Annotated in this window: 21 protein-coding genes; 10 read left to right on the plus strand and 11 right to left on the minus strand. The window is 34.5% G+C overall.

The window, feature by feature from the left end; genetic code table 11:
* The first annotated feature begins 172 nt into the window (after nt 1-172).
* Nucleotides 173-916: an NADPH-dependent oxidoreductase gene (locus HHU08_RS18285; RefSeq protein WP_169189003.1), complete on the plus strand. Its 744-nt coding sequence runs from the start codon at nt 173-175 to the stop codon at nt 914-916.
* A gap of 53 nt (nt 917-969) precedes the next feature.
* Here the strand turns inward: HHU08_RS18285 and HHU08_RS18290 are convergent, their stop codons facing one another.
* The 3 genes from HHU08_RS18290 to HHU08_RS18300 form a co-directional block, all read right to left on the minus strand.
* Nucleotides 970-2,193 carry a sensor histidine kinase gene (locus HHU08_RS18290; protein ID WP_169189004.1) on the minus strand — a complete coding sequence of 408 codons (1,224 nt, stop codon included), beginning with the start codon at nt 2,191-2,193 and terminating at the stop codon, nt 970-972.
* Between the two features lie 15 nt (nt 2,194-2,208).
* On the minus strand, nt 2,209-2,880 hold the full coding sequence (locus tag HHU08_RS18295) for a response regulator transcription factor (protein ID WP_101729191.1): 672 nt from the start codon (nt 2,878-2,880) through the stop codon (nt 2,209-2,211).
* A gap of 196 nt (nt 2,881-3,076) precedes the next feature.
* Nucleotides 3,077-3,445, minus strand: coding sequence for a hypothetical protein (locus HHU08_RS18300; RefSeq protein ID WP_016202354.1), 369 nt, complete (start codon nt 3,443-3,445; stop codon nt 3,077-3,079).
* 126 nt (nt 3,446-3,571) lie between these two features.
* On the opposite strand from HHU08_RS18300, the gene gsiB reads away from it, so the two are divergent.
* From gsiB to HHU08_RS18315, 3 genes are all read left to right on the plus strand, one after another.
* Nucleotides 3,572-3,943, plus strand: a complete 372-nt coding sequence (gene gsiB, locus HHU08_RS18305; protein WP_016202355.1) for a glucose starvation-inducible protein GsiB — start codon at nt 3,572-3,574, stop codon at nt 3,941-3,943.
* Between the two features lie 514 nt (nt 3,944-4,457).
* Nucleotides 4,458-5,378: an HD-GYP domain-containing protein gene (locus HHU08_RS18310; RefSeq protein ID WP_101729192.1), complete on the plus strand. Its 921-nt coding sequence runs from the start codon at nt 4,458-4,460 to the stop codon at nt 5,376-5,378.
* Nucleotides 5,375-5,695 carry a hypothetical protein gene (locus HHU08_RS18315; RefSeq protein WP_016202357.1) on the plus strand — a complete coding sequence of 107 codons (321 nt, stop codon included), beginning with the start codon at nt 5,375-5,377 and terminating at the stop codon, nt 5,693-5,695. Before HHU08_RS18310 ends, HHU08_RS18315 begins: the two co-directional genes overlap by 4 nt.
* Nucleotides 5,696-6,751: 1,056 nt before the next feature.
* On the opposite strand, the gene ade is transcribed toward HHU08_RS18315, so the two are convergent.
* Complete coding sequence (ade, locus tag HHU08_RS18320; protein WP_169189005.1) at nt 6,752-8,488, minus strand: adenine deaminase; 1,737 nt, start codon at nt 8,486-8,488, stop codon at nt 6,752-6,754.
* A 567-nt stretch (nt 8,489-9,055) separates the two neighbouring features.
* Between ade and HHU08_RS18325 the strand changes: the two genes are divergently transcribed.
* From HHU08_RS18325 to HHU08_RS18335, 3 genes are read left to right on the plus strand one after another with little or no spacing between them, the layout of a single operon-like run.
* A complete protein-coding gene (locus HHU08_RS18325; protein WP_169189006.1) occupies nt 9,056-9,622 on the plus strand; it encodes a chromate transporter in 567 nt (188 codons plus the stop codon).
* A gap of 2 nt (nt 9,623-9,624) precedes the next feature.
* A complete protein-coding gene (locus HHU08_RS18330; RefSeq protein WP_016202360.1) occupies nt 9,625-10,164 on the plus strand; it encodes a chromate transporter in 540 nt (179 codons plus the stop codon).
* Nucleotides 10,165-10,201: 37 nt separating this feature from the next.
* Nucleotides 10,202-10,678: an Lrp/AsnC family transcriptional regulator gene (locus tag HHU08_RS18335; protein ID WP_016202361.1), complete on the plus strand. Its 477-nt coding sequence runs from the start codon at nt 10,202-10,204 to the stop codon at nt 10,676-10,678.
* A gap of 410 nt (nt 10,679-11,088) precedes the next feature.
* Here the strand turns inward: HHU08_RS18335 and HHU08_RS18340 are convergent, their stop codons facing one another.
* The 3 genes from HHU08_RS18340 to HHU08_RS18350 are packed head-to-tail and all read right to left on the minus strand — an operon-like array spanning nt 11,089 to nt 13,516.
* On the minus strand, nt 11,089-11,646 hold the full coding sequence (locus tag HHU08_RS18340) for a 5' nucleotidase, NT5C type (RefSeq protein WP_101729195.1): 558 nt from the start codon (nt 11,644-11,646) through the stop codon (nt 11,089-11,091).
* Nucleotides 11,647-11,666: 20 nt separating this feature from the next.
* Nucleotides 11,667-12,767 carry a bifunctional diaminohydroxyphosphoribosylaminopyrimidine deaminase/5-amino-6-(5-phosphoribosylamino)uracil reductase RibD gene (gene ribD, locus HHU08_RS18345; RefSeq protein ID WP_016202363.1) on the minus strand — a complete coding sequence of 367 codons (1,101 nt, stop codon included), beginning with the start codon at nt 12,765-12,767 and terminating at the stop codon, nt 11,667-11,669.
* 11 nt (nt 12,768-12,778) lie between these two features.
* Nucleotides 12,779-13,516 (minus strand): GTP cyclohydrolase II, encoded by a 738-nt coding sequence (locus HHU08_RS18350; protein ID WP_016202364.1) that lies wholly within the window; start codon nt 13,514-13,516, stop codon nt 12,779-12,781.
* A 425-nt stretch (nt 13,517-13,941) separates the two neighbouring features.
* Here HHU08_RS18350 and HHU08_RS18355 point away from each other — a divergent pair, with 425 nt between their 5' ends.
* A complete protein-coding gene (locus HHU08_RS18355; protein ID WP_169189007.1) occupies nt 13,942-14,817 on the plus strand; it encodes a TetR/AcrR family transcriptional regulator in 876 nt (291 codons plus the stop codon).
* A gap of 90 nt (nt 14,818-14,907) precedes the next feature.
* Nucleotides 14,908-15,897 carry a potassium channel family protein gene (locus tag HHU08_RS18360; RefSeq protein WP_101729197.1) on the plus strand — a complete coding sequence of 330 codons (990 nt, stop codon included), beginning with the start codon at nt 14,908-14,910 and terminating at the stop codon, nt 15,895-15,897.
* Nucleotides 15,898-15,993: 96 nt separating this feature from the next.
* Here the strand turns inward: HHU08_RS18360 and HHU08_RS18365 are convergent, their stop codons facing one another.
* From HHU08_RS18365 to HHU08_RS18375, 3 genes are all read right to left on the minus strand, one after another.
* Entirely contained in the window at nt 15,994-16,326 is a 333-nt protein-coding gene (locus HHU08_RS18365) for a four-helix bundle copper-binding protein (RefSeq protein ID WP_016202368.1), read from the minus strand.
* A 164-nt stretch (nt 16,327-16,490) separates the two neighbouring features.
* The gene (locus HHU08_RS18370; RefSeq protein ID WP_101729198.1) at nt 16,491-17,837 is read right to left on the minus strand and encodes a glucose-6-phosphate isomerase; all 1,347 of its coding nucleotides are present in this window, start codon (nt 17,835-17,837) and stop codon (nt 16,491-16,493) included.
* A 199-nt stretch (nt 17,838-18,036) separates the two neighbouring features.
* A complete protein-coding gene (locus tag HHU08_RS18375) occupies nt 18,037-19,200 on the minus strand; it encodes an iron-containing alcohol dehydrogenase (protein WP_169189008.1) in 1,164 nt (387 codons plus the stop codon).
* 217 nt (nt 19,201-19,417) lie between these two features.
* Between HHU08_RS18375 and HHU08_RS18380 the strand changes: the two genes are divergently transcribed.
* The gene (locus HHU08_RS18380; RefSeq protein ID WP_016202371.1) at nt 19,418-19,651 is read left to right on the plus strand and encodes a DUF378 domain-containing protein; all 234 of its coding nucleotides are present in this window, start codon (nt 19,418-19,420) and stop codon (nt 19,649-19,651) included.
* A gap of 73 nt (nt 19,652-19,724) precedes the next feature.
* On the opposite strand, the gene HHU08_RS18385 is transcribed toward HHU08_RS18380, so the two are convergent.
* Nucleotides 19,725-20,936, minus strand: a complete 1,212-nt coding sequence (locus tag HHU08_RS18385) for an ornithine--oxo-acid transaminase (RefSeq protein WP_101729564.1) — start codon at nt 20,934-20,936, stop codon at nt 19,725-19,727.
* Nucleotides 20,937-21,285: the final 349 nt, after the last annotated feature.

Raw genomic sequence — 21,285 nt, forward strand, 5'->3', positions numbered from 1 at the left:
TGGTAAAATAGAGAAAACTTCCATCAGTGGGGGGCACTGATGGTTAACTTATCAGACCTTAACGGGCGGTTATCTCCCATTAAGCTTCCTTGGTTTTCCACAGATTGAGATGAGGTCTTACTGCCTGTTAAAAGTGGGATAAAGAAAATACCGAAAAAAGGAGAATCTATCCATGAATGAAACAATACAACAATTGAAAAACCATCGTTCTTACCGCAAGTATCAGGATAAAGAAGTAACTTTCGAAACACTCCAATTGATTATGGAAGCAGCACAAGCCGCCCCTTCTTGGACGAACGGTCAGCATGTAACGGCTATCCTTATTCGAAATGAAGCGAGAAAGAAAAGATTGGCAGAATTATGTGGGAATCAAAAACATGTGGATAACTCCCCTGCTTTTCTTGTTTTTTGCGCAGATTTCTATCGAGCAAAACTTGCTAGTGAGATGGAAGGAAAGGATTTTAAAGCAATCGAAGATATTGATACACTTTTAATAGGAGCCACTGATGTCGGGCTTGCCATGCAAAATGCCATTACTGCTGCTGAATCACTCGGATTAGGTACTGTTCCAATAGGGGGTATTCGTCGCAATTCCTTACAAGTCATTGAATTTTTGCAGCTTCCTACCTATGTCATTCCTATTGCTGGACTTTGTGTTGGTTACCCTGATGAGGATCCTGGTTTAAAACCTAGATTGCCTTTAAAAAGTGTTCTTCAAGAAGAAAAATACGATGAAAATCAACAGCCTTTCATTGAAAACTATAACGATACATATAAAGAATACTTAAAGAACCGAGGAGAAAACCCCGTAGGCTGGACCGATCGAATTGCAAACTTTTATAATAAATCCTACTATCCAAGTAATGCAAAAATGATTAAACAACAAGGATTCCTTGCTAAAGATATGCATATCTAGCAGAAAAAATGCTGTTTCCAATCTGGTGAATAACCATCTTGGAAATAGCATTTTTATTTTGGAAAATTTATTTCAAAAGTGGTCCCTTTATTTAACGCACTATCTACCTTTATAGAACCATCGTGTTTTTCAATGATCCACTTCGCAATAGAAAGGCCTAAACCTGTCCCTTCTCGATCTGTTCTCGATTGCTCTACTTGATAGAAGCGATTGAAAATTTTTGAAATCTCTTCTTTAGGTATACCTATTCCATTATCCTTTACCATAATGACTACTGAATTAGCTCGCTCAATGGCTCGAAGCTCAATCTCTCCCCCTTCCATTGTAAACTTCATACTATTATCAACCAGAATAACAAGCAATTGATGAATTCTCTCCTTATCACCAATAAATGAAATTTTGTTTTTTACAGAAGCATAGATTTTTTTCCCTTGAAAATCTGCAATATCTTCATATTGTTCCACAACCTCTTGAATGACTTCTTCTACAGCAAATTGTGTTTTTACTATTTCTGCTTGGTTTGAATCTGATCGAGCCAATGTCAGTAAATTTGTTACAAGTTTACTCAATCTTCTTGTTTCTTTCGAAATGACAGATATGTCAAATGCTCTTTCCTGGATTGTAGCTTCAGGTTTTTGAAAAAGCACATCCGTACGGGACTGAATAACAGCTAGCGGTGTTCTTAGTTCATGGGATGCATCCGAAACAAATTGTTGTTGAGCCTCCCACGATCGTTGAATAGGGATTAAAGCTCTACCTGCTAAAAAGTAACCTCCCAGTACTGCAAATAGGCTGCCAACACCTATTCCAACAGACATAATAATGATTAATTGAGCTAGCATGCTCTCTTCAGAATCAATATTTCTTACTATTTGAATCGTTTTTGTTTCCCCATTAACCTCTAACTTAGTGGATATCGTTTGAAAACGATATCCTTCAGAAGAAGTTTTCTTTTCTAATGTATTAGTAGAACTTGGCTTTAAATACTCTTGTTCTGCTGTATAATCAATAAATGAATTTTCCGAAGCCCCTTCGATTTCTCCACTCGTCCCCCATTGGATAAGCATTAATTTAGGCTCTAACATGGGAACCGGTCCTCTACCGTCCCTTTCGCCCATTCTTTTCAAGTCTTCTATTCCATTAAGAAGAGAATTATTAACTTCACGATATGTTTGCTTTTCTGTGTATAGATAAATGGTGTAACCTATTATAACCATTAGTAATATGAAGACAATCGAATTTAATATAGTTAGCCTGATTCTTGTTTTACGAAACATTTTTCTATTTGCCCCTTAATAGTCCTTCAAAATATAGCCTACACCTCGGACAGTTTGAATATCTTTATGAAAATCAAAAGGTTCTAATTTTTTGCGAATTTGATGGATAAACACTTCCACAATGGCAATGGTCGTATCTGAATCAAATCCCCATATTCGATCGAATATTTGCTCCTTCGTTACTATTTTTCCATTATTTTGAATAAGGTATTCGAGTAAATCATACTGCTTTATTGTTAATTTGATTGGAACTTCATTAATCAAAACATCATTTTCTTTCCCAGTAAGGACGATTCCCTTATACTTGATACCTTCATCTAGGTCAAGAGAACCACTTCTTCTTAATAAAGCTTTAATGCGTGCTTGAAGTTCTGGTGTTTGAAATGGTTTTACGAGATAATCATCTCCTCCATATTCTAACCCTTTCACTCTGTCTTCAAGTGCATCTTTTGCAGTTAAAAATAATACTGGTGTTTTAATTTTCTCTTTTCGAATCTGTTTAACAATATCAAAACCGTTAACATATGGGAGCATCACATCCAAGATGATTAAATCATAAATATTCTGTTCCGCAAAAAACATTCCATCTTCCCCATTATCTGCCGTGTCCACTGTATATTCTGTTTCCAGTATTGTTTTTAAAGAATCAAGTAACAGTTTATTGTCTTCTACAATTAGTAATTTCATTGAAAGTTCTCCTTACTTTCTTCTCCATTTTTTACAACATTACAAAAGTATATATTATCTCTATTTTAATAATAACTGCTTAATTTAACCTTAAATTTCACTTTTTTCTTAATAAAAGGCAGTTTTCCTTCCTTTTGGACAAGGAAATGGAATAACTGCCTCTTACCTCTATTAGTCCGACATTATTACGTTCACCTTAGATTACTTCTGGAAGAATAAAATAATTTGCTAGCTTAGCATTTACATGCGTTTGCCAATTATGTAACGAAACACCATTCTTCTCTAGTAATTTATAAGCATGGACCCATGCACTCATCTCCGCATTTACACGGTAAGACCAATCATGCAGCCATTTATCATGTTCTAATTCACCATTTACATAATCAATAACATGACCAATTTCATGGGCAAGTGCATAGATATTTTCCAATGTAAGTTGATATGGAACTGTAATATACATTTTCGTATTAAAACTTATTTTTTTTGTCGAATCATATACAACTTTGCAACCTAATTCTTCAGCAAATTGTACCACTTTCATAAATTTTTCTCTTGAAACCATCATACATACATTTCCCCTTTACCAATATTTACTATACTAAAAAAAACAAATGTTAATGTTTATTCTCTTTGAATTCGGCTATATAACCTATGTAACGTTAATTAAAAATCTTTAATAGGAGTGATAGAAATGGCAGACAACAAAATGAGCAGAGAAGAAGCAGGTAGAAAAGGCGGAGAAGCTACTTCTAAAAATCACGACAAGGATTTTTATCAGGAAATCGGACAAAAAGGTGGACAGGCTACTTCTGAAAACCATGACAAAGAATTCTACCAAGAAATCGGTAAAAAAGGTGGAGAAGCTACTTCTGAAAACCATGACAAGGAATTTTACCAAGAAATCGGTAAAAAGGGTGGAGAAGCTACTTCTGAAAACCACGACAAGGAATTCTACCAAGAGATTGGTAAAAAAGGTGGACAGGCTACCTCTGAAAACCATGACAAGGAATTTTACCAAGAAATTGGTCGAAAAGGCGGAAATTCTCGTAACGATAACGATTAATGGCTACAGACCTGTCCGTTGTTCAAACATACCAATACGTTAACAAATAAGTGGATACTCCACCAAAAAACAAAAAGTAAAAGATAAAAATTAATTTAAAAATCCATAAGGGGCTGACCTTTACAAGATCGATTCTTTGTATTTGGTTAGCCCTTTTCATCTATTTATTACTTCTTATGATACATTATTTGTAAACGTAATTCAAAGATTTCTTTTTTCACTACAACTTACTTTTCCCTCTGCTTATCCTACCCTCTGCTAACCTATTATTCTATATTTATTATTTAAGCAAATGGTTTTTACAATTAAAGCTATTATTTCCAGAGAACTTTTGATACAATATTTTTGTTAAGTTTTACAAATTTCGATAATATTCCCCTTTGAACAATAGAATATAATATAATCTAATGTACCTATTAAAATAACATTATTTATGATTTAAAATAACTATAATTGAATTTTTATAGATTATATTAATCTATTTTTATTGTATAAAGAGAAGAGGGAGTAAATCGTGGGCATCATTAATGCAGGTGAGTTTATAGAAACCGTTTATTTTAAAGGTCTCCAAATTTCGTTAATGGCTGCTGGAGATGGGACCGAAGTAATCTATCATAAATTACAACCTGGTTCTAGTTGGGCAATGACTCCTGAAGATAATTGGGATGGTTTTGAATATTTTTATATACTCTCTGGGAAATTATCCCATCGAACTGATGAAGATATTGTTGAAATGAAAGCAGGACAAGCTTTTTTTGAGAGCCCTATTAAAAAGTACAGTATTTTTACTGCAGAAGAAATTACAGAATTTATTTATATAACAAGTCAACCAGTTTTTCATTATTATAGTCAATGTTCTAAAGATTTAATGGAACTTGCGATTTCTATAGAAGAAAAGGATGGTTACACAGTAGATCATTGTGAAAGAATTAAACACTACTCCATGCTAGTTGGAGAGGCATTAGATCTTAATAGAAAACAGATTACAAGATTAAACTTGGCTTCTTTTTTTCACGATGTTGGCAAAGTACGAGTTCCATTAGAAATTCTGCAAAAACCCGCTAAATTAACAGAAGATGAATGGGCCATTATGAAAAAACATACTACATTTGGTAGAGATTTACTTGAAGAGACAAAAATACCTGTTCTTTGTGAAGTTGGATTAATAGTTGAACAGCATCATGAGAGATATGATGGAAAAGGTTATCCAAAAGGTCTCAAAGAAAGTGAGATTTCTATTGAAGCTGCCATTATATCAGTCGTCGATTCCTTCGATGCAATGACAACAGATAGAGTATATAAAAAAGGCAAAGCTGCCGAAGAAGCATTTCAAGAAATCTTAAATAATCGGGGTACTATGTATCACCCCTTAGTGGTAGATACTTTTATAGCACTAAAAGAAAAAATCATAAATGAAAAGGGAGAGATTTTATGAAAAAATTAGTATGGAGTTTATTAGCTGTAGTATTAATTGTGTCACTTCAAGTAAAGCCTGCTGAAGCTGCTTACTTACCTGAGTATGACAAATATATCGAAGTATCTTATGATCAAGCAAGACAAATTGCAGATGCACTTGGACTTAAAAATGTACCTCTAGGTGAACAAACTGCACAAATTTCCTTTGAAGTTCAAGAAAAAGTAATTACTAAAATCGAAAAGATCCTTGGTAAAGAAATCGATCGTTACTATATTTGGTTAACCGTTAATGGAGAGAAAGTTTTAGGAATAGATCCTCCACTACCACAAGCATAAGAATAAAAAGAGGCTGGGAAATAAGTATTCCAGTCATAGATAAACCCGAACAACTATCAAATAATCCTAAATGATTGTTCGGGTTTTATTAGTTTTATAAAAGGCTGTTTCAGTACAGTTAGTGTTAATATCCGCAGCCTGAATACACTTCGCTTTCCATGGGGCGAGCGCCGAGCCGCTTCGGCCTATGGCCTGCAGGGTCTCGGACTTTCTCGCAGCTCCCATAGGAGTCTACGTGTATTCAGGCTGCTCCATATTTCCTACTAATTCATTTTTTCTAAAAAAACAATATTTTTTAGGGAATTGCCTTTAAAAACAGAGTGGAATGGAGCGGAAGACACTCGACTCCTGCGGGAAGTAGAGCAATCTTTAGACCCCACAGGCTTTAGCCGAGGAGGCTTAGGTTGCTCCCCGCGGAAAGCGAGTTTCTGTAGCGCAATGGAACGAATTAGTTTTTACACTTGACTATATTTAAAAACATAAATAACCATTGTATAAAAGGAACCTTTATTTAAGTGATAAATTAGAGATTGTTCGTCTTTACAGATTGGCTATCTAGTTTTGTCCCAGCCTCTTTTTATTTATATAATTAACACTCCAAAGAAGCTTCTCTATTAAGCCAAATGAATTAATAATTTTATCCAACCAAAAAACGAAATCCATAAAGGTATACTAATAATAACGCCCCATTTAAGTCCATTAAAAAAGTTTGTTTGTTCTTCCATCGTTATCCACTCCTTATTAGTAAGTAGATCATCTATACCTTCATTATATCAGAAAACGCTTTCATTATTCCTGTTTTTCTTATAAGTTCTTTGTCTACCTTGTATATTTGTATACCTATATAAAAGTATTCACTTTATATAGTAATTTTAAACATACATCTCATTTACTTATTAACAATTCCTACTAATGGAGGAAAGGGAAATTAAAAATGAAAAAAGCCCGAAATTTCTTTCGGGTAATATATATTTTAAGAGGGGAAACTCTTAACCTATTTATAGAATAACGAATAATTATGAACAAATAATGAACAAAAGATTAAAAAATAAAAAACTATTTAATCTCTAGAGCAATATCTTTATAAGAAAAAGCATAAAAGTCAAATAATCCTTTATCCGTTAATTTTAAGGTTGGGATTACAGTTAATGATAAGAAGGATAATGTTAAAAATGGATTAAAAGAATCATACCCTTGTAGAATTTTGACATTATGATTCAAAATTTTTAACTGCTCATACAACGTTAAATAGTCCTGATCCGAGATTAAGCCAGCTATCGGTAAAGGCAATGTAGCAACTACTATCCCTTCTGATACAACCGCAATTCCTCCATCTATGTCCTGTAATGTATGAATGGACAATAATAGATCAGCGTCATTTGTTCCTACCGCAACGATATTATGTGAATCGTGAGAAATGGTTGTAGCAACTGCACCTTTTTTAAAACCGAATCCTTTTACAATAGCTTTTCCTACATTTCCAGTTTGGTGATGTCTTTCCACTACTACTAGTTTTAATTGATCTTTTTCAATAGATGGTTGAAAATACCCATTTTGCCTGTTTACTTTTTCAATGACTTCCTTTGTAACAATACTATTGGGAATAATTTCGATGATATGACATGTGTTAGAAGCTAAAGGAAGCTTTAAATCTTCTAAAGATACTTCTGCACAATTAATGGAAGGTAACTCAGCATCTAAATAAGGATGTTTAACAAATTTCTCATCTGTTAACTTTCCATTTTCTACAACACATTGACCATTTTTAAAAACAGAGTGAATGGTTAATTTCTCAAGATTATCTACAAGTAGAAAATCAGCTCGATAGCCTGGAGATACCGCTCCAATTGAATCTAGTTTAAAACATTCAGCAGCATTAATCGTGGCCATCTGAATCGCTGTAATCGGATCTAATCCTTCTTCTATTGCTAAGCGTATACTGTGATCAACACTGCCCTCTTCCACCAAATCATCTACAAGTTTATCATCTGTTACAAACAAACATCTACGTGAATTTCTCAACGTTACAACAGGTAACAAAGCCTTCAAATCTCTTGCCACTGTACCTTCTCTAATCATCAGATACATTCCTAAATCTAACCGATCCTTTGCTTCTTGTAATGTTGTTGCTTCATGGTCATTTTGGATGTCAGCCGCACTATAAACATTTAATTTCTCTCTTTCAATTCCTGCAGCATGCCCATCAATCAAGCGATTATGTTTTTTTGTCAGGACTAGTTTATCAATCATATCCGTCTGCGTTTCAAAAACAGAGGGAAAATCCATAACTTCTGCTAATCCTAGTACTCTTTCATGGGAATAAAAAGGCGCTAAATCCTTAGCATATAATGTTGCACCATTTGAGTCCTCTGGTACAGCAGGAACACAAGATGGCAACATTATACGAATATCTAACGGAAGCTCTTCAGATTTATCTAACATATACTGAATTCCAGCCGCCCCCGCAACATTTGCAATTTCATGTGGATCTGTGATAACAGTTGTAACACCATGCAAAAGTAGAATTTTCGCAAATTCCTGAGGGGTAAGCATACTGCTTTCTATATGGACATGTCCATCAATGAGACCAGGAACAATATACTTTCCTTGACCATCAATTATTTGTTTTCCTTTATAACGCCCAATACCAGCTATTGTATCATCAGCAATTGCTAAGTCCCCTTCCATTATTTCGCCTGTAAACACATTAACAATTTTAGCGTTGGTAATCACTATATCGGCAATTTCTTTTTTTGCAGAAATTCTAATTCTTTTTTCCAATTGCTCTCTCAAATATAAGTACCTCCTTTATATTTCTGAATATTCAAACTTCATAAAATAATATAATCATTCCTAAAAAATATAGAAGGTTACATCCTATAAAGAAAACTTCCATCAGTTTGGTTTTTCTCATTTCCCACTGATAGTTAGTTACACTTATCGCGCCTTTACGGGAGAGTTTAACACCTAGCTTCTGCGATTTTTCGCAACTTAAGCTGTAGCTTACTGCCCATTAAGAGTGGGTAAATTATTTCATATCTACACCATTAAATTATTTTGCTATCATAATTTGAACTACTACTTTCTGAAAACGTTTAGACTTAAGGCAATAAGGAATAGTATAATGAGCCATTATTTACGAAAGCTAGGATGAAGATAACTCTTACTTAAATATATTTTTATTATTTTATTATATGTTGATTTATTTTTCAATGGATAAGATAGTCCAAATAAACTTTCTATTAGTATAGATTTAACATTTTCTTTAAACACATTAATAATAAATCGTGGTATTATAGTTACGTATCGTAATTATTTTTTCTATATCGTTACACTTGTTAAGAAAGGAGAAATAAATTCATGTATAAAGATTTAATTCTAGGCATGCTACGTGCAGGTATTTTTGGATTTGGAGGAGGTCCTTCTGTCATTCCACTAATTCGTCACGAAGCGGTGACAAAATATAAATGGATGGATAATGAAGAATTTGGAGACGTATTAGCAATTGCCAATACACTCCCTGGGCCAATTGCTACTAAAATAGCCGCCTATTTAGGTTATCGCCAAAAGGGAACTGTCGGAGCAATCGTTAGTGTTCTAGCTCACATATTACCGACTTGTTTGGCAATGGTATTCTTATTTTCCTTTATATCTATTCTTAGTCACTCACCAATAATAACAAGCATGATTTCAGCAGTTGTTCCTGTAATTGCCGTCATGCTTGGCTTAATGGCATATGAATTTGGAGAAAAAGCAGTGAAAGGCCTGGGAATCTATGTGGGAATTGGACTTACCATTGTCTGTCTCATCCTCTTACAAACATTTTCCATTCATCCTGGTATTGTTGTGCTCGTTTTTCTTACCTATGGAGCATTCCATTTTAAACTAAAAGAAAAATTTATACATAAGAAAGAAAGAGGCCAGTGAATATGATATTTGTCAGTATTTTTCTCAGTTTTCTTGTTGCTAATTTATTGGGATATGGAGGCGGTCCCGCTTCTATTCCGTTAATGTATGAAGAAATAGTAAATAGATATAATTGGTTATCCAACACTGAGTTTTCGAATATGTTAGCTTTTGCTAATGCCTTACCTGGTCCAATTGCGACAAAAATCGCTGCCTATGTAGGATTTGGAGTTGGTGGTTGGGGAGGGTTTTTTATTGCTTTACTTGCAACCATCCTCCCTTCAGCTATAGCACTTATTTTTTTATTGAAAATAATGAGAAAACATCAGGATTCAGTGATTGTTAAAGGTATGACCCTTCTAGTTCAACCTGTCATAACAGCATTAATGCTAGTTTTGACCTTTGAAATGTTTCAGGATTCCTATCATTCCATAGGTATTATTCAATCAGGTGTTATTGCATTAGTTGCATTTTTATTGCTACAAAAATGGAAGGTGCATCCCGCATTTGTCATTATACTTGCCTTTCTTTACGGTGGCCTCATTGTTCCTCACTTAAGTTAAACAATTAAGGCGAAGAAAATTAGTTGGAGGATTTTTTATGGATAAAAAGTTTTATGTTCCTAATATAAAATTAGATAAAATTGATCGACATATTTTGTCCTTGCTTCACGAGAATAGCCGGATCTCCTATACAGATATCGGAAAAGAAATTGGGATTTCTCGAGTTGCTGTTCAAACAAGAGTAAATACTTTATTTGAAAATGGCATAATTGAGAAGTTCACAACTGTTATTAATCCTGCTAAAGTTGGGAAAACGGTCTCTGCTTTCTTTAATGTTGATGTAGAACCTCAATACTTAGAAAGCGTGGCTAATACACTTGCAGATGATCCTGCGGTTACAAGTCTGTACCATATGACAGGTCCAAGTAAATTACATATGCATGGAATATTTATTGATAACCAAGAAATGGAGTCCTTTCTCACAAATAAATTGTATGCAATAAAAGGTGTTGTTAGTGTAGACTGTCAAATTCTTATCAAACGATATAAGAGCAGAATCGGCATGAAGCTATAAAAAACTTCTATCAGTGGAGTTTTAAGAGAAGCTGGGACATAAGTATTTTCAACCAAATAACCCCGAACGATTATACGTACATGCTAAGAAAGGTTCGTATAATTGTTTGGGGTTTATTCATTTTAAGAAAGAATATTTGTGGTTATTACCCGCAGACTGAATGATATGCTCCCATAGGAGTCTCCGTGTATTCAGTCTGCTTTGTATTACCCATTATATTTTCTTTTTAAAAAATGGTGGAACGAAACAACCTTTAAAAACGGAGTGAAATGGAGCGGAGGACACTCAACTCCTGCAGAAAGGGAGTGTCTGTAGCGTAATGGAACGAGTTGGTTTCGCTACTAAATGAGAAATGATTCCTCTTTATCTATTATATATTTTGTTTTGTCCCAACCTCTTTGTGATCAACGCTAATACAGTTCTCTTAGCTGTGCCCAATCATTAATACGATTAAACTCAAGATGCTGATTATATGGATGATCTTTCACATAAAGCTTTGTTGATTGTTCTTGAAGTGTTTCCAGTACAGCTGGCTTATCATCAAAATAATAGTCTAACTTAAGCGCTTGGATGATAGCTATTTTTTCATGATCTTCCATTCCGCAATAAAAATGACTATCCAAAATTGGAAAACCTACTTCTCTCATCCAATCTTTCGTTTTTTCTGCAAATTGTTTTTTCCGTGCCGTAATATAATAAACCTCATGACCATGACTTACAAGCTCATTTAGTGTTTCTATTGCTGATGGAAAAGGGGGACAAGTTGTAAAGTAAATCTCTTCCCTAAGGGAATCCCATAATTGCTTTCCTTCAATAGCATTTAATCCAAATGGTTCATGAATTTCGACTGTTTTTAATGCATGGAAGCTTTCTAACGTAATATTCTTCTTTAACTTTTTATTATAAAGTTCAAAAGCATGCTGCCTTAAATTGATAAGTGTATCATCTATATCAAACCCAAACTTCATTGACTTCCTCCATAGAATTACTATTTATTACTCACAGGATAAGCTGTTATTTTAATATCTGCTCCAACCCATTCCGTCTTTTCAAAACGTAATGGTACAGCCTCCTCTACTTTATCAATATCTTCTCCTCTAAATGGCGTATAGGAATTTGTACCACCTACTATTTTAGGGGCAATATATACTAGATACTTGTTAATAAGTCCTTGCCGCATAAAGCTTGCATTTACTTCACTTCCGCCTTCAAGAAGAATATCCGTAATTCCGCGCTTATATAATTCCTTTAATGCTATTTTTAAATCTAATTGCCCATTAATAGAAGGAACTGTCAATAGGTCTACTCCCTTTTCTTCCAAAGCAATTGCTTTGGAAGAATGAGCAATTGCAGAAGTTACAATAATTGTCTTCGCTTCCTTACAATCTGTTATGTGAGCTTCTAAAGGAGTCCTTAAATTAGCATCCAAAATAATACGAATAGGATTTTTTGATGGTCCCTCTAATCGGGTTGTCAATCTAGGATTATCTGCTAATACTGTTCCAATACCAACTAAAATACCATCCACTTCGTTTCTTAAAAGATGGACTTCCTTTCTTGCCGCTTCACCCGTAATCCATTGGCTATGTCCAGTATGAGTAGCAATTTTTCCATCTAAAGTCATTGCAACCTTGGAAATGACAAACGGAGTTCCGTGAATCATATTATGGATAAAACGCTCATTTAATTGTTGGGCCTCTTTTTGTAAGATTCCAACTTCAACCTCAATTCCCGCTTCTCTTAAGATGTTAATTCCCCTACCCGCTACTTGTGGATTAGGATCTTCTGTTGCCACTACTACCCTTTTCACCCCAGATTCTTTAACCAAAAGTGCACATGGCGGCGTTTTTCCATAGTGTGAGCAAGGCTCTAATGTAACATAAAGGGTTGCATCTTTTGCATGGTCTCCTGCCATTCTAAAAGCATGGACTTCAGCATGTGGTTCTCCAGCTTTCCGATGAAGACCTGTGCCGACAATTACTCCATCCTTTACAATCACAGCTCCCACCACTGGATTCGGATTTGTCTTCCCTAGTGCTGATGCTGCAAGTTCCAACGCCATTCTCATATAATCTTGATCAAGCTTCATACCTATTCTCCTTAAATGGTCACCGTATTTTTCAAGGGAATATGACCAGATTTATTAACTTTTGTCTTTAAATAATTCTCATTATAAGAAGAAACATCCCCCCATAACGGAACATTTTCTTCAGCTGTTAGCCCCAGTTTCTTAAGAGCTTCTAGCTTTTTAGGATTGTTGGTTATTAATTTCACTGGCTTTTGACGAAGAAATTGAAGTACTTTAAGAGGTGCTTCATAGCTTCTCAAATCATCTGGGAAATCAAGTGCAAGATTCGCTTCTACTGTATCGAAACCATTTTCTTGTAAAAGGTACGCAAGGGATTTTGTAAATAATCCAATACCTCTTCCTTCATGATTGGCTAAATAAAAGAGTGCGCCATTTCCATTCTCCACAATCATTCTCATAGATTCTTTTAATTGATATCCACAATCACACCGTTTACTACCGAAAATGTCGCCCGTATGACAAATGCTATGCATACGTATTAATGCATTTTCTTCTGATGCGAAGTCCCCATACACTAAAACAGATGATTGTTGATAATCTGCTAAATCTAGAGCTGGTAAGGAACGAAGAACTTCTTCTTTCGTTTCATTTTTATTTATTGGTAACCATGTATACCATTGAAAAGTAACCACTTGATCATCTAATTGAACTGGCAGTTTCACTGGTCCAACTAAGCTTAAATTCTGTTCTTCATTAAATGCGATTATTTCCATTTTATCTTGAAGAAGATCGATAATATTTTGATCCATTCGAAAATCCCCTTTTTGTCGTATTATTCCTTCATGTATCAGCTAATATATCACTTATAAATAAATTTCATCTTATAGTTTGTGAAAAAAGAATTTAGATTATTAATCCCCTTTTCACTTACTATGCGTAAGTAAGTTTACAATCATAAGAAATTAACGTCAAGTAATCAGCTCTTTTAAACATTATAAACCAATTGGATTACTCAACTTTTGTTCTTAAATCTTTTCTGACTACTATCATATAGCAAATCCCTCATTCATACAATTCGAAAATTCTCTACTTCTCACCAAAGAGCTGCGAAGAAAAGCTCTATTAATTGATTTTTCTTTTCATTTACTATATAATTTGACTAACTAGTCACAAATTCAATATCATTATGACCGTTTAGTCAACTTTACTTCCTATATGCACAGGAGGAAATTACGTGAAAGAAAAAGAAAAAATAATTATCGATTCTGCGATAAAATTTTTTGCGCAAAAAGGCTTTTCTTCTACATCTGTACAAGAAATTGCAAGTGATTGTGGGATATCAAAAGGTGCCTTTTATTTATACTTTAAATCAAAAGATTCCCTTCTTTATAAAATCTTACAATATTATTATGATGAACTGATCGAAACACTTGAAGAAATTAGTCAAAGGCCAGTCCCATCTAGAGATAAATATATAGATCAACTGACCTTTATGTTCGATCACGCATTAAAGCATAAAGAGTTTATCATTATGCAATCAAAAGAACAGGCAATTCCTTTAAACAATTCTATTAAGGAACTCTTAGCAAAAATGCAAGCAGAACTGCAAGACTATAATCTAAAAGGTCTCCTTGCTATTTATGGGGAAGAGAAGAAGAAATACCTTTTAGATTTGCTTATTATCCAAGATGGACTTATTCATTCTTTTTTGAAAGTTTCGATTTTAGATTCCATTAATGTCTCGTCCAAAGATATTGCCAGTTACTTATTAAAAAGATTAGATTCCATTATAACGGATATGGTAAAAGAGAACGAGCATCCTCTCTTTTCCAATGTTTTTCTTAAATATATTATTAAGAAGCCTGCTATCAACTTTATGGAAGATAATCATCAACATATAGTAGATGCTATTAACTCTATTCAAAAGAAAATGGAGCATATTGCAAATAAGGAAGAGATAGAAGTAACATTGGAAGTATTAATGACAGAAATCCATGCAGAAGAACCAAGAGTCCCAATTATCAAGGGAATGCTTTATAACTTGAATGGTTATGATGACTTTCAAACAGAACAAAAAAAGATTGCTGATTATTATCAGATAGAACTTTGAGTATATTCTACTAAAAAACTTTCATTTGATTATGAAAGTTTTTTTATTGGTCAATAATGCAAAGGATAACAACTTTATGAGGTGTTTACTTTGCCTAATTCTATACTTTCTAGATTCTTAAGATTACCGTTAAGTATTCGTGTATTAACAATTTCTTTAACTATTATTATCCTATTCGGTTTCTTTATCACCTTTATTGAACCAGAAACATTTCCCACTATATTTGAAGGAATCTGGTGGGCGATTATTACGACTTCCACAGTTGGCTATGGTGATTATGCTCCCATTACCGTTTTGGGGAGAATAACAGGAATGTTATTAATATTAACAGGGGTAGGATTCCTTTCGACCTATTTAGTGACATTAGCTACTGCGGCTGTAGCTAAACAAAATGCTTATCTAGAAGGAAAAACGACTTATAAAGGGCAAAACCACTTGATTATCATTGGGTGGAATGAACGGTCAAAGCTGATTATTCATTCTATTATTAAAGACCAGGAAAATATCCCTATTACATTAGTTGATGAGTCTTTAACAACCAATCCAGTGCCAGAAACCATTCACTTCGTAAGAGGCAATTCAAACTTAGACAGCGTCCTGCTGAAAGCAAATATAATGACCGCTAGTAAGGTTATTATTACAGCTGATCAAAACAAAGAAGAGTTACAAGCTGACATGCATTCAATATTGTCGTTACTTGCGATAAAAGGTTTGAATGCTAAGATACCATGTATTGTTGAAATACTAACTGCAGAACAAATCCAGAACGCTAAAAGAGCTGGTGCAGATGAAATTATTGAGACAAATAGTTTAACGAGCTTTGTTATGCACAATAGTTTAACTTCTCAAGATACAATGATTGCATTTCTGGAGCTTTTAAATCAACTGAAGGATAAGAAGCTTCAATTTATCCCTTTAACAAATATTCATGGTGAATTAGGAGACTATTTGATATTAAACAATTATTTATTAGCAGATGGAAAGCTATTATTAGGGGTGAAAAGAGGGGGGACTAGTTACCTTAATCCTAATCCTGCATTCCAGTTTGAAGAGAATGATGAATTAATTATTATCACTTAGCCTAAGTGAAGTTATTTAATAATAGATTATTTTCTGAGGCATACTACTCGCTTTTCAAGAAACAAAAAGTATGCCTCAGAAGCTTAAGGATTATCCTTAAGCTTCTAAAAAAGTTTTGCAAGCATTAGCGCACTCCATACAAATTTCTGCACAATATTGGCAATGGCGATGGTCATGTTTCTTGCATTCGCTAGCGCAATCGGTACATACAGATAAGCAAATCTCCGCAAACTCTTTTGCATATGGAGACTTTCTAATAATAGCTTGTTCTAAATAACTACAAAACTGTATACATTCTCTATTGGCATGAATACAATCAAGCATTGGTGTTACCTTCTCACTTGCTAAACATTCATTTAGACAATGGTTACAAACAATCATACATTCCTGTAATGTTTTAATTAATAACTGTTCTTTTTCCACAAGCATCCCTACTTCCTCCTTCTAATACCTATTTCTATTTATTTAACCTTTCATGAAACCTTTAAACATTTTGAAAAGCGAAATGGCATCAATAGAATAGAAAGAGAAACTAAAAAAACTATCGGTAACCCTCATTTTCTGAGTTTACCGATAGCTTCATCACTACAATCTTATAAACGACTTTCTAATTCTGCTTTTTTCTCTTCAAATCCTGGTTTACCAAGCAATGCGAACATATTTACTTTGTATGCTTCTACTCCTGGTTGATCAAATGGATTTACACCTAGTAAATAACCGCTGATTGCGCAAGCTTTTTCGAAGAAATATGCTAGATATCCAAATGTATATTCATTCATTTCTGGAATTGTTACAATAAGATTTGGTACTCCACCATCTGTGTGTGCAAGCAGTGTTCCTTCGAATGCTTTATTGTTTACAAAGTCAACAGTTTGTCCTGCTAAGTAATTCAAACCGTCTAAGTCATTTTCTTCTGCTTCAATAACTAATTCATGACGAGGCTTGTCTACTTTTACAATTGTTTCAAAAATATCGCGACGGCCTTCTTGAACATATTGTCCTAATGAGTGCAAGTCTGTTGAGAAGTTTGCAGAAGAAGGATAAATCCCTTTTTGATCTTTCCCTTCACTTTCACCAAACAATTGTTTCCACCATTCAGAGAAATATTGCAAGCCTGGCTCATAGTTAATTAACATTTCAATTGTTTTTCCTTTATTATAAAGGACATTACGAACTGCTGCGTATTGATAAGCAATGTTATTTTTTAATTCAGATGTACTGAAATCAGTTCGTGCAGCTGCCGCACCTTCCATCATAGCCGTAATATCTGCACCACTAACAGCGATTGGCAATAAACCAACTGGTGTTAACACAGAATAACGTCCACCTACATCATCAGGAATGATGAATGATTCATATCCTTCTTCCATCGCTAAAGTTTTTAACGCCCCACGAGCTTTATCAGTAGTAGCATAAATTCTCGTTCTTGCTTCTTCTACTCCATATTTTTGTTCTAATAATTTACGGAAAATACGGAACGCAATTGCAGGCTCTGTTGTTGTTCCTGATTTAGAAATAACATTAATAGAGAAATCTTTATCGCCAAGGAAATCAATGACATCACTCATATAAGTGGAGCTAATATCTTTTCCAATGAAGATAATTTGTGGTGTTTTTCTCTTTTCTTTAGATAAAGAATTGTAGAAACTATGATTTAGCATTTCGATTGCTGCGCGTGCGCCTAAATAAGAACCACCAATACCAATTACAAGTAATACCTCTGAATCACTTTTAATCTTTTCTGATGCCTTTAAAATGCGTGCGAATTCATCTTTATCGTATGCTACAGGAAGATCTATCCATCCTAAGAAATCGCTTCCTTGTCCTGTCTTTTCATGCAAGGAATGATGAGCAACTTTTACTGCATCTTCTAAATATGTAATTTCGTGTTCTCCAAAGAAGCTTAATGCCTTTGAGTAATCAAAACGAACGTGTGTCATAAATGATCCTCCAATATAATATTTATTTATACTCCTCTTCCACTTTATCGGAAGTAGAAAAAGGAATCAAGAAAGAACTCGTTATGAAAGCGAATACAATATCTTTTTTTTTCATTTTTCACCAATTATTCAATTTCCTTCTCTGTTGCATAAAAACGTACAAACAATTCATACAAAATGTTTGTACGTTTTTATTCTTTTATAGAGATGCTTTATAAATTGCTAAAACATCCTTTTCGTTTAACACTTTAAAATTCCCAAATCCACCATTTGTCATTGCTTTTTCAACCATTAATTCTAACTTGCTATCATCAATGGCGTAATCAGCTAAACGGGAAGGAGCTCCTAACTCATTCCAAAAAGCACGAAGTTTTTCAATTCCCTCAAGCCCACTTTCTTCTGCTGTTTTCCCTTCTGGGTCTACGCCGAATACACGAACGGCTAATTGTTTAAAACGTTCTGGTTTTACAGATAAATTATGTTTCATCCAATTAGGGAATAGAATTGCAAGTCCACCACCATGAGGAATATCATATACTGCTGAAACAGCATGCTCAATATTATGTGAAGCCCAATCACCACGGTATCCCATATTGAGCATTCCATTTAGAGCCATCGTACCGCAATATAAAATAGCAGCTCGATATTCATAATTTTCTAAGTCATTAACAAGTTTTGGTCCAAACTCTATGACAGTTTTTAATACAGATTCACACATATAATCTTGAAGTTCTGTATGTTCTTCTAAGTGGAAATAATGTTCAAAAACATGAGACATCATATCCACAATTCCATATATCGTTTGATCCTTTGGAACTGTATATGTATTTTCCGGATCCAAGATAGAGAACACAGGGAATGTAAATGGACTTCCCCAGCCAACTTTTTCTTGTGTTTCCCAATTTGTTATAACAGATCCAGCGTTCATTTCTGATCCAGTTGCAGCAAGCGTTAAAACTGTTCCAAACGGTAAAGCTGCTTTTGGAGCTGCTTTTTTCGTAATGAACTCCCATGGGTTTCCATCAAATTTTGCACCGGCAGCTATAGCCTTTGTACAGTCAATAACACTGCCTCCACCAACTGCTAAAATGAAATCAATTCCTTCTGTTTTGCAAATATCTACTCCACGCTGTACAGTAGTTAAGCGAGGATTTGGCTCTACACCAGATAATTCAAATACCTCATTACCATGTTCATTTAAGATAGCCATTACTTTATCATAAAGACCATTTCTTTTAATACTTCCTCCCCCGTAAACAAGCAGGATTTTCTCTCCATAGGAAGCTAATTGATCTTTTAATTGCGCCAATTGCCCTTTACCAAAAATAAGTTTTGTTGGGTTATAAAAAACAAAGTTTTCCAAATAAAACGCCTCCCATTTCTTTTTAAAATTAGTAACAAAAACTAATGTGTATGCCTAATTATTAATCAAACTGCTCGGAAAATCAAAAGATTAAGCTTCGCACCGACTGATAGTATGTGTATTCTCAACTATGAATTATTCGTACAACTTTTCTGTATGTATAGTTTTATGGATTTAACAAAAAATAAAAGGGATTCTACTATAAGGAGGATACAATATGAGCGCAATCCAAAGAATTGCATTGGTTTTAACAATAGTAGGAGCAATAAATTGGGGACTAATTGGTTTCTTTCAATTTGATCTAGTTGCAAGCATTTTCGGTGGTCAAGGAGCTGCAATCTCCCGAATTATCTATGGTCTTGTTGGAATTGCCGGCTTAATAAACCTTGGGCTGCTATTTAAGCCAACTGCAGAGGTTGTTCGAGACCCCGAACCTAGATCGACTCGATAATTAACAAATTTAACAGATAAAAGCTGACATGCCTTCTTTATTAAATGTCAGCTTTTATCTATAAGAGCGTATTTTAAATTGGACTATTTAATATTTGTTTTATACGTTCTAGCGCCCAATCTAGCTCTTCCTTTGTAATCGTTAATGGAGGAGCAAAACGGATTACCGTTTCATGAGTCTCTTTACATAATAATCCCACTTCTTTTAGCTTTTCACAGTAGGATCTTGCTTCTACCGTAAGCTCAACTCCAATAAATAATCCTCTTCCTCTAATATCTTTTATAATAGGGTTTTTAATTTCTGTTAATTTTTGTAGAAAATAATCTCCTAATTGTCGCGAACGATCGGTTAAATTTTCTTCTATAATGACATCTAGCGCAGCAATCGATACAGCACAAGCTAATGGGTTTCCACCAAATGTTGATCCATGAGAGCCTGGATTAAATACTCCTAGAATGTCTGAATCAGCAACTACACAAGAGATAGGAAACACACCCGCTCCAAGCGCTTTTCCTAATATATACATATCTGGTACAATACCGTACCATTCACTCGCAAATAATTTGCCTGTTCTTGATAGGCCTGTTTGGATTTCATCTGCAATAAACAAAACATTTTTTGCTTTACATAATTCATATGCTTCTTCCATGAAACCTTGAGGAGGAATGATAATACCTGCCTCTCCCTGAATTGGCTCAACAATAAATGCGGCTGTATGCTCTGTAATAGCCTCTCTCAATTGATTTATATCTCCATAAGGAATAATTTTAATTCCAGGCAACAGTGGCCCAAACCCCCGCTTATATTCGTTATCAGAGGAAAGGGAAACGGCTCCCATTGTTCTTCCATGAAAATTCCCTTCACATACGATTAGTTCTGCCTTATCTTTTTCTACTCCTTTACAATCATACGCCCATCTTCTTGCAGCTTTAATAGCAGTTTCTACCGCTTCAGCTCCTGTATTCATCGGTAGAACCATTTCTTTCTTAGTTAGTGCACTGATTTTTTCATACCAAGGACCTAATTGATCATGATGAAAAGCACGGGATGTTAACGTAACACGATCTGCTTGTCTTTTTAACGCTTCAATTATTTTGGGATGACGATGACCTTGGTTTAGAGCAGAATATGCGCTTAACATATCCATATATTTATTTCCTTCAGGATCGCTAATCCACACACCTTCTGCTTCCGAAATGACTATTGGGAGTGGATTATAATTTTTTGCTCCATATTTCTCAGACTGTTCAATTAACGAGATTGATTTATTGACTTCTTGTACCATCCAATCATCCTTCCATTTCGTTGTATAAAGTGAAACTTCCATCAGTGGGGGGTTTTCCTTCCTCCCTCACTGAAGGTTAGTTGAACCAATCGGACCTTAACGGACAGCTGATTTCCCATCTATCTTCCTCGTGTTCTCCTAAGCTTGAGGGGGAAGTCTTACTGTCTGTTAAGAGTGGGATAAAATGAAACTTCTATAGATTAACTTTAGCCGATTTTTCAGTGGAAGGATAGATTTTCTTATCGATATTTTCTAATAATTCGTTATTTTATTCGATGACCTAGTTCCATTTAAAGGTTTTATGAAAAAAGCAAATTTCTCATCAAAAAAAGCTGCCCATAAGCGCAAA

This window comes from Niallia alba, assembly GCF_012933555.1.
In the GTDB taxonomy this organism is placed as follows: Bacteria; Bacillota; Bacilli; order Bacillales; family Cytobacillaceae; genus Niallia; species Niallia alba.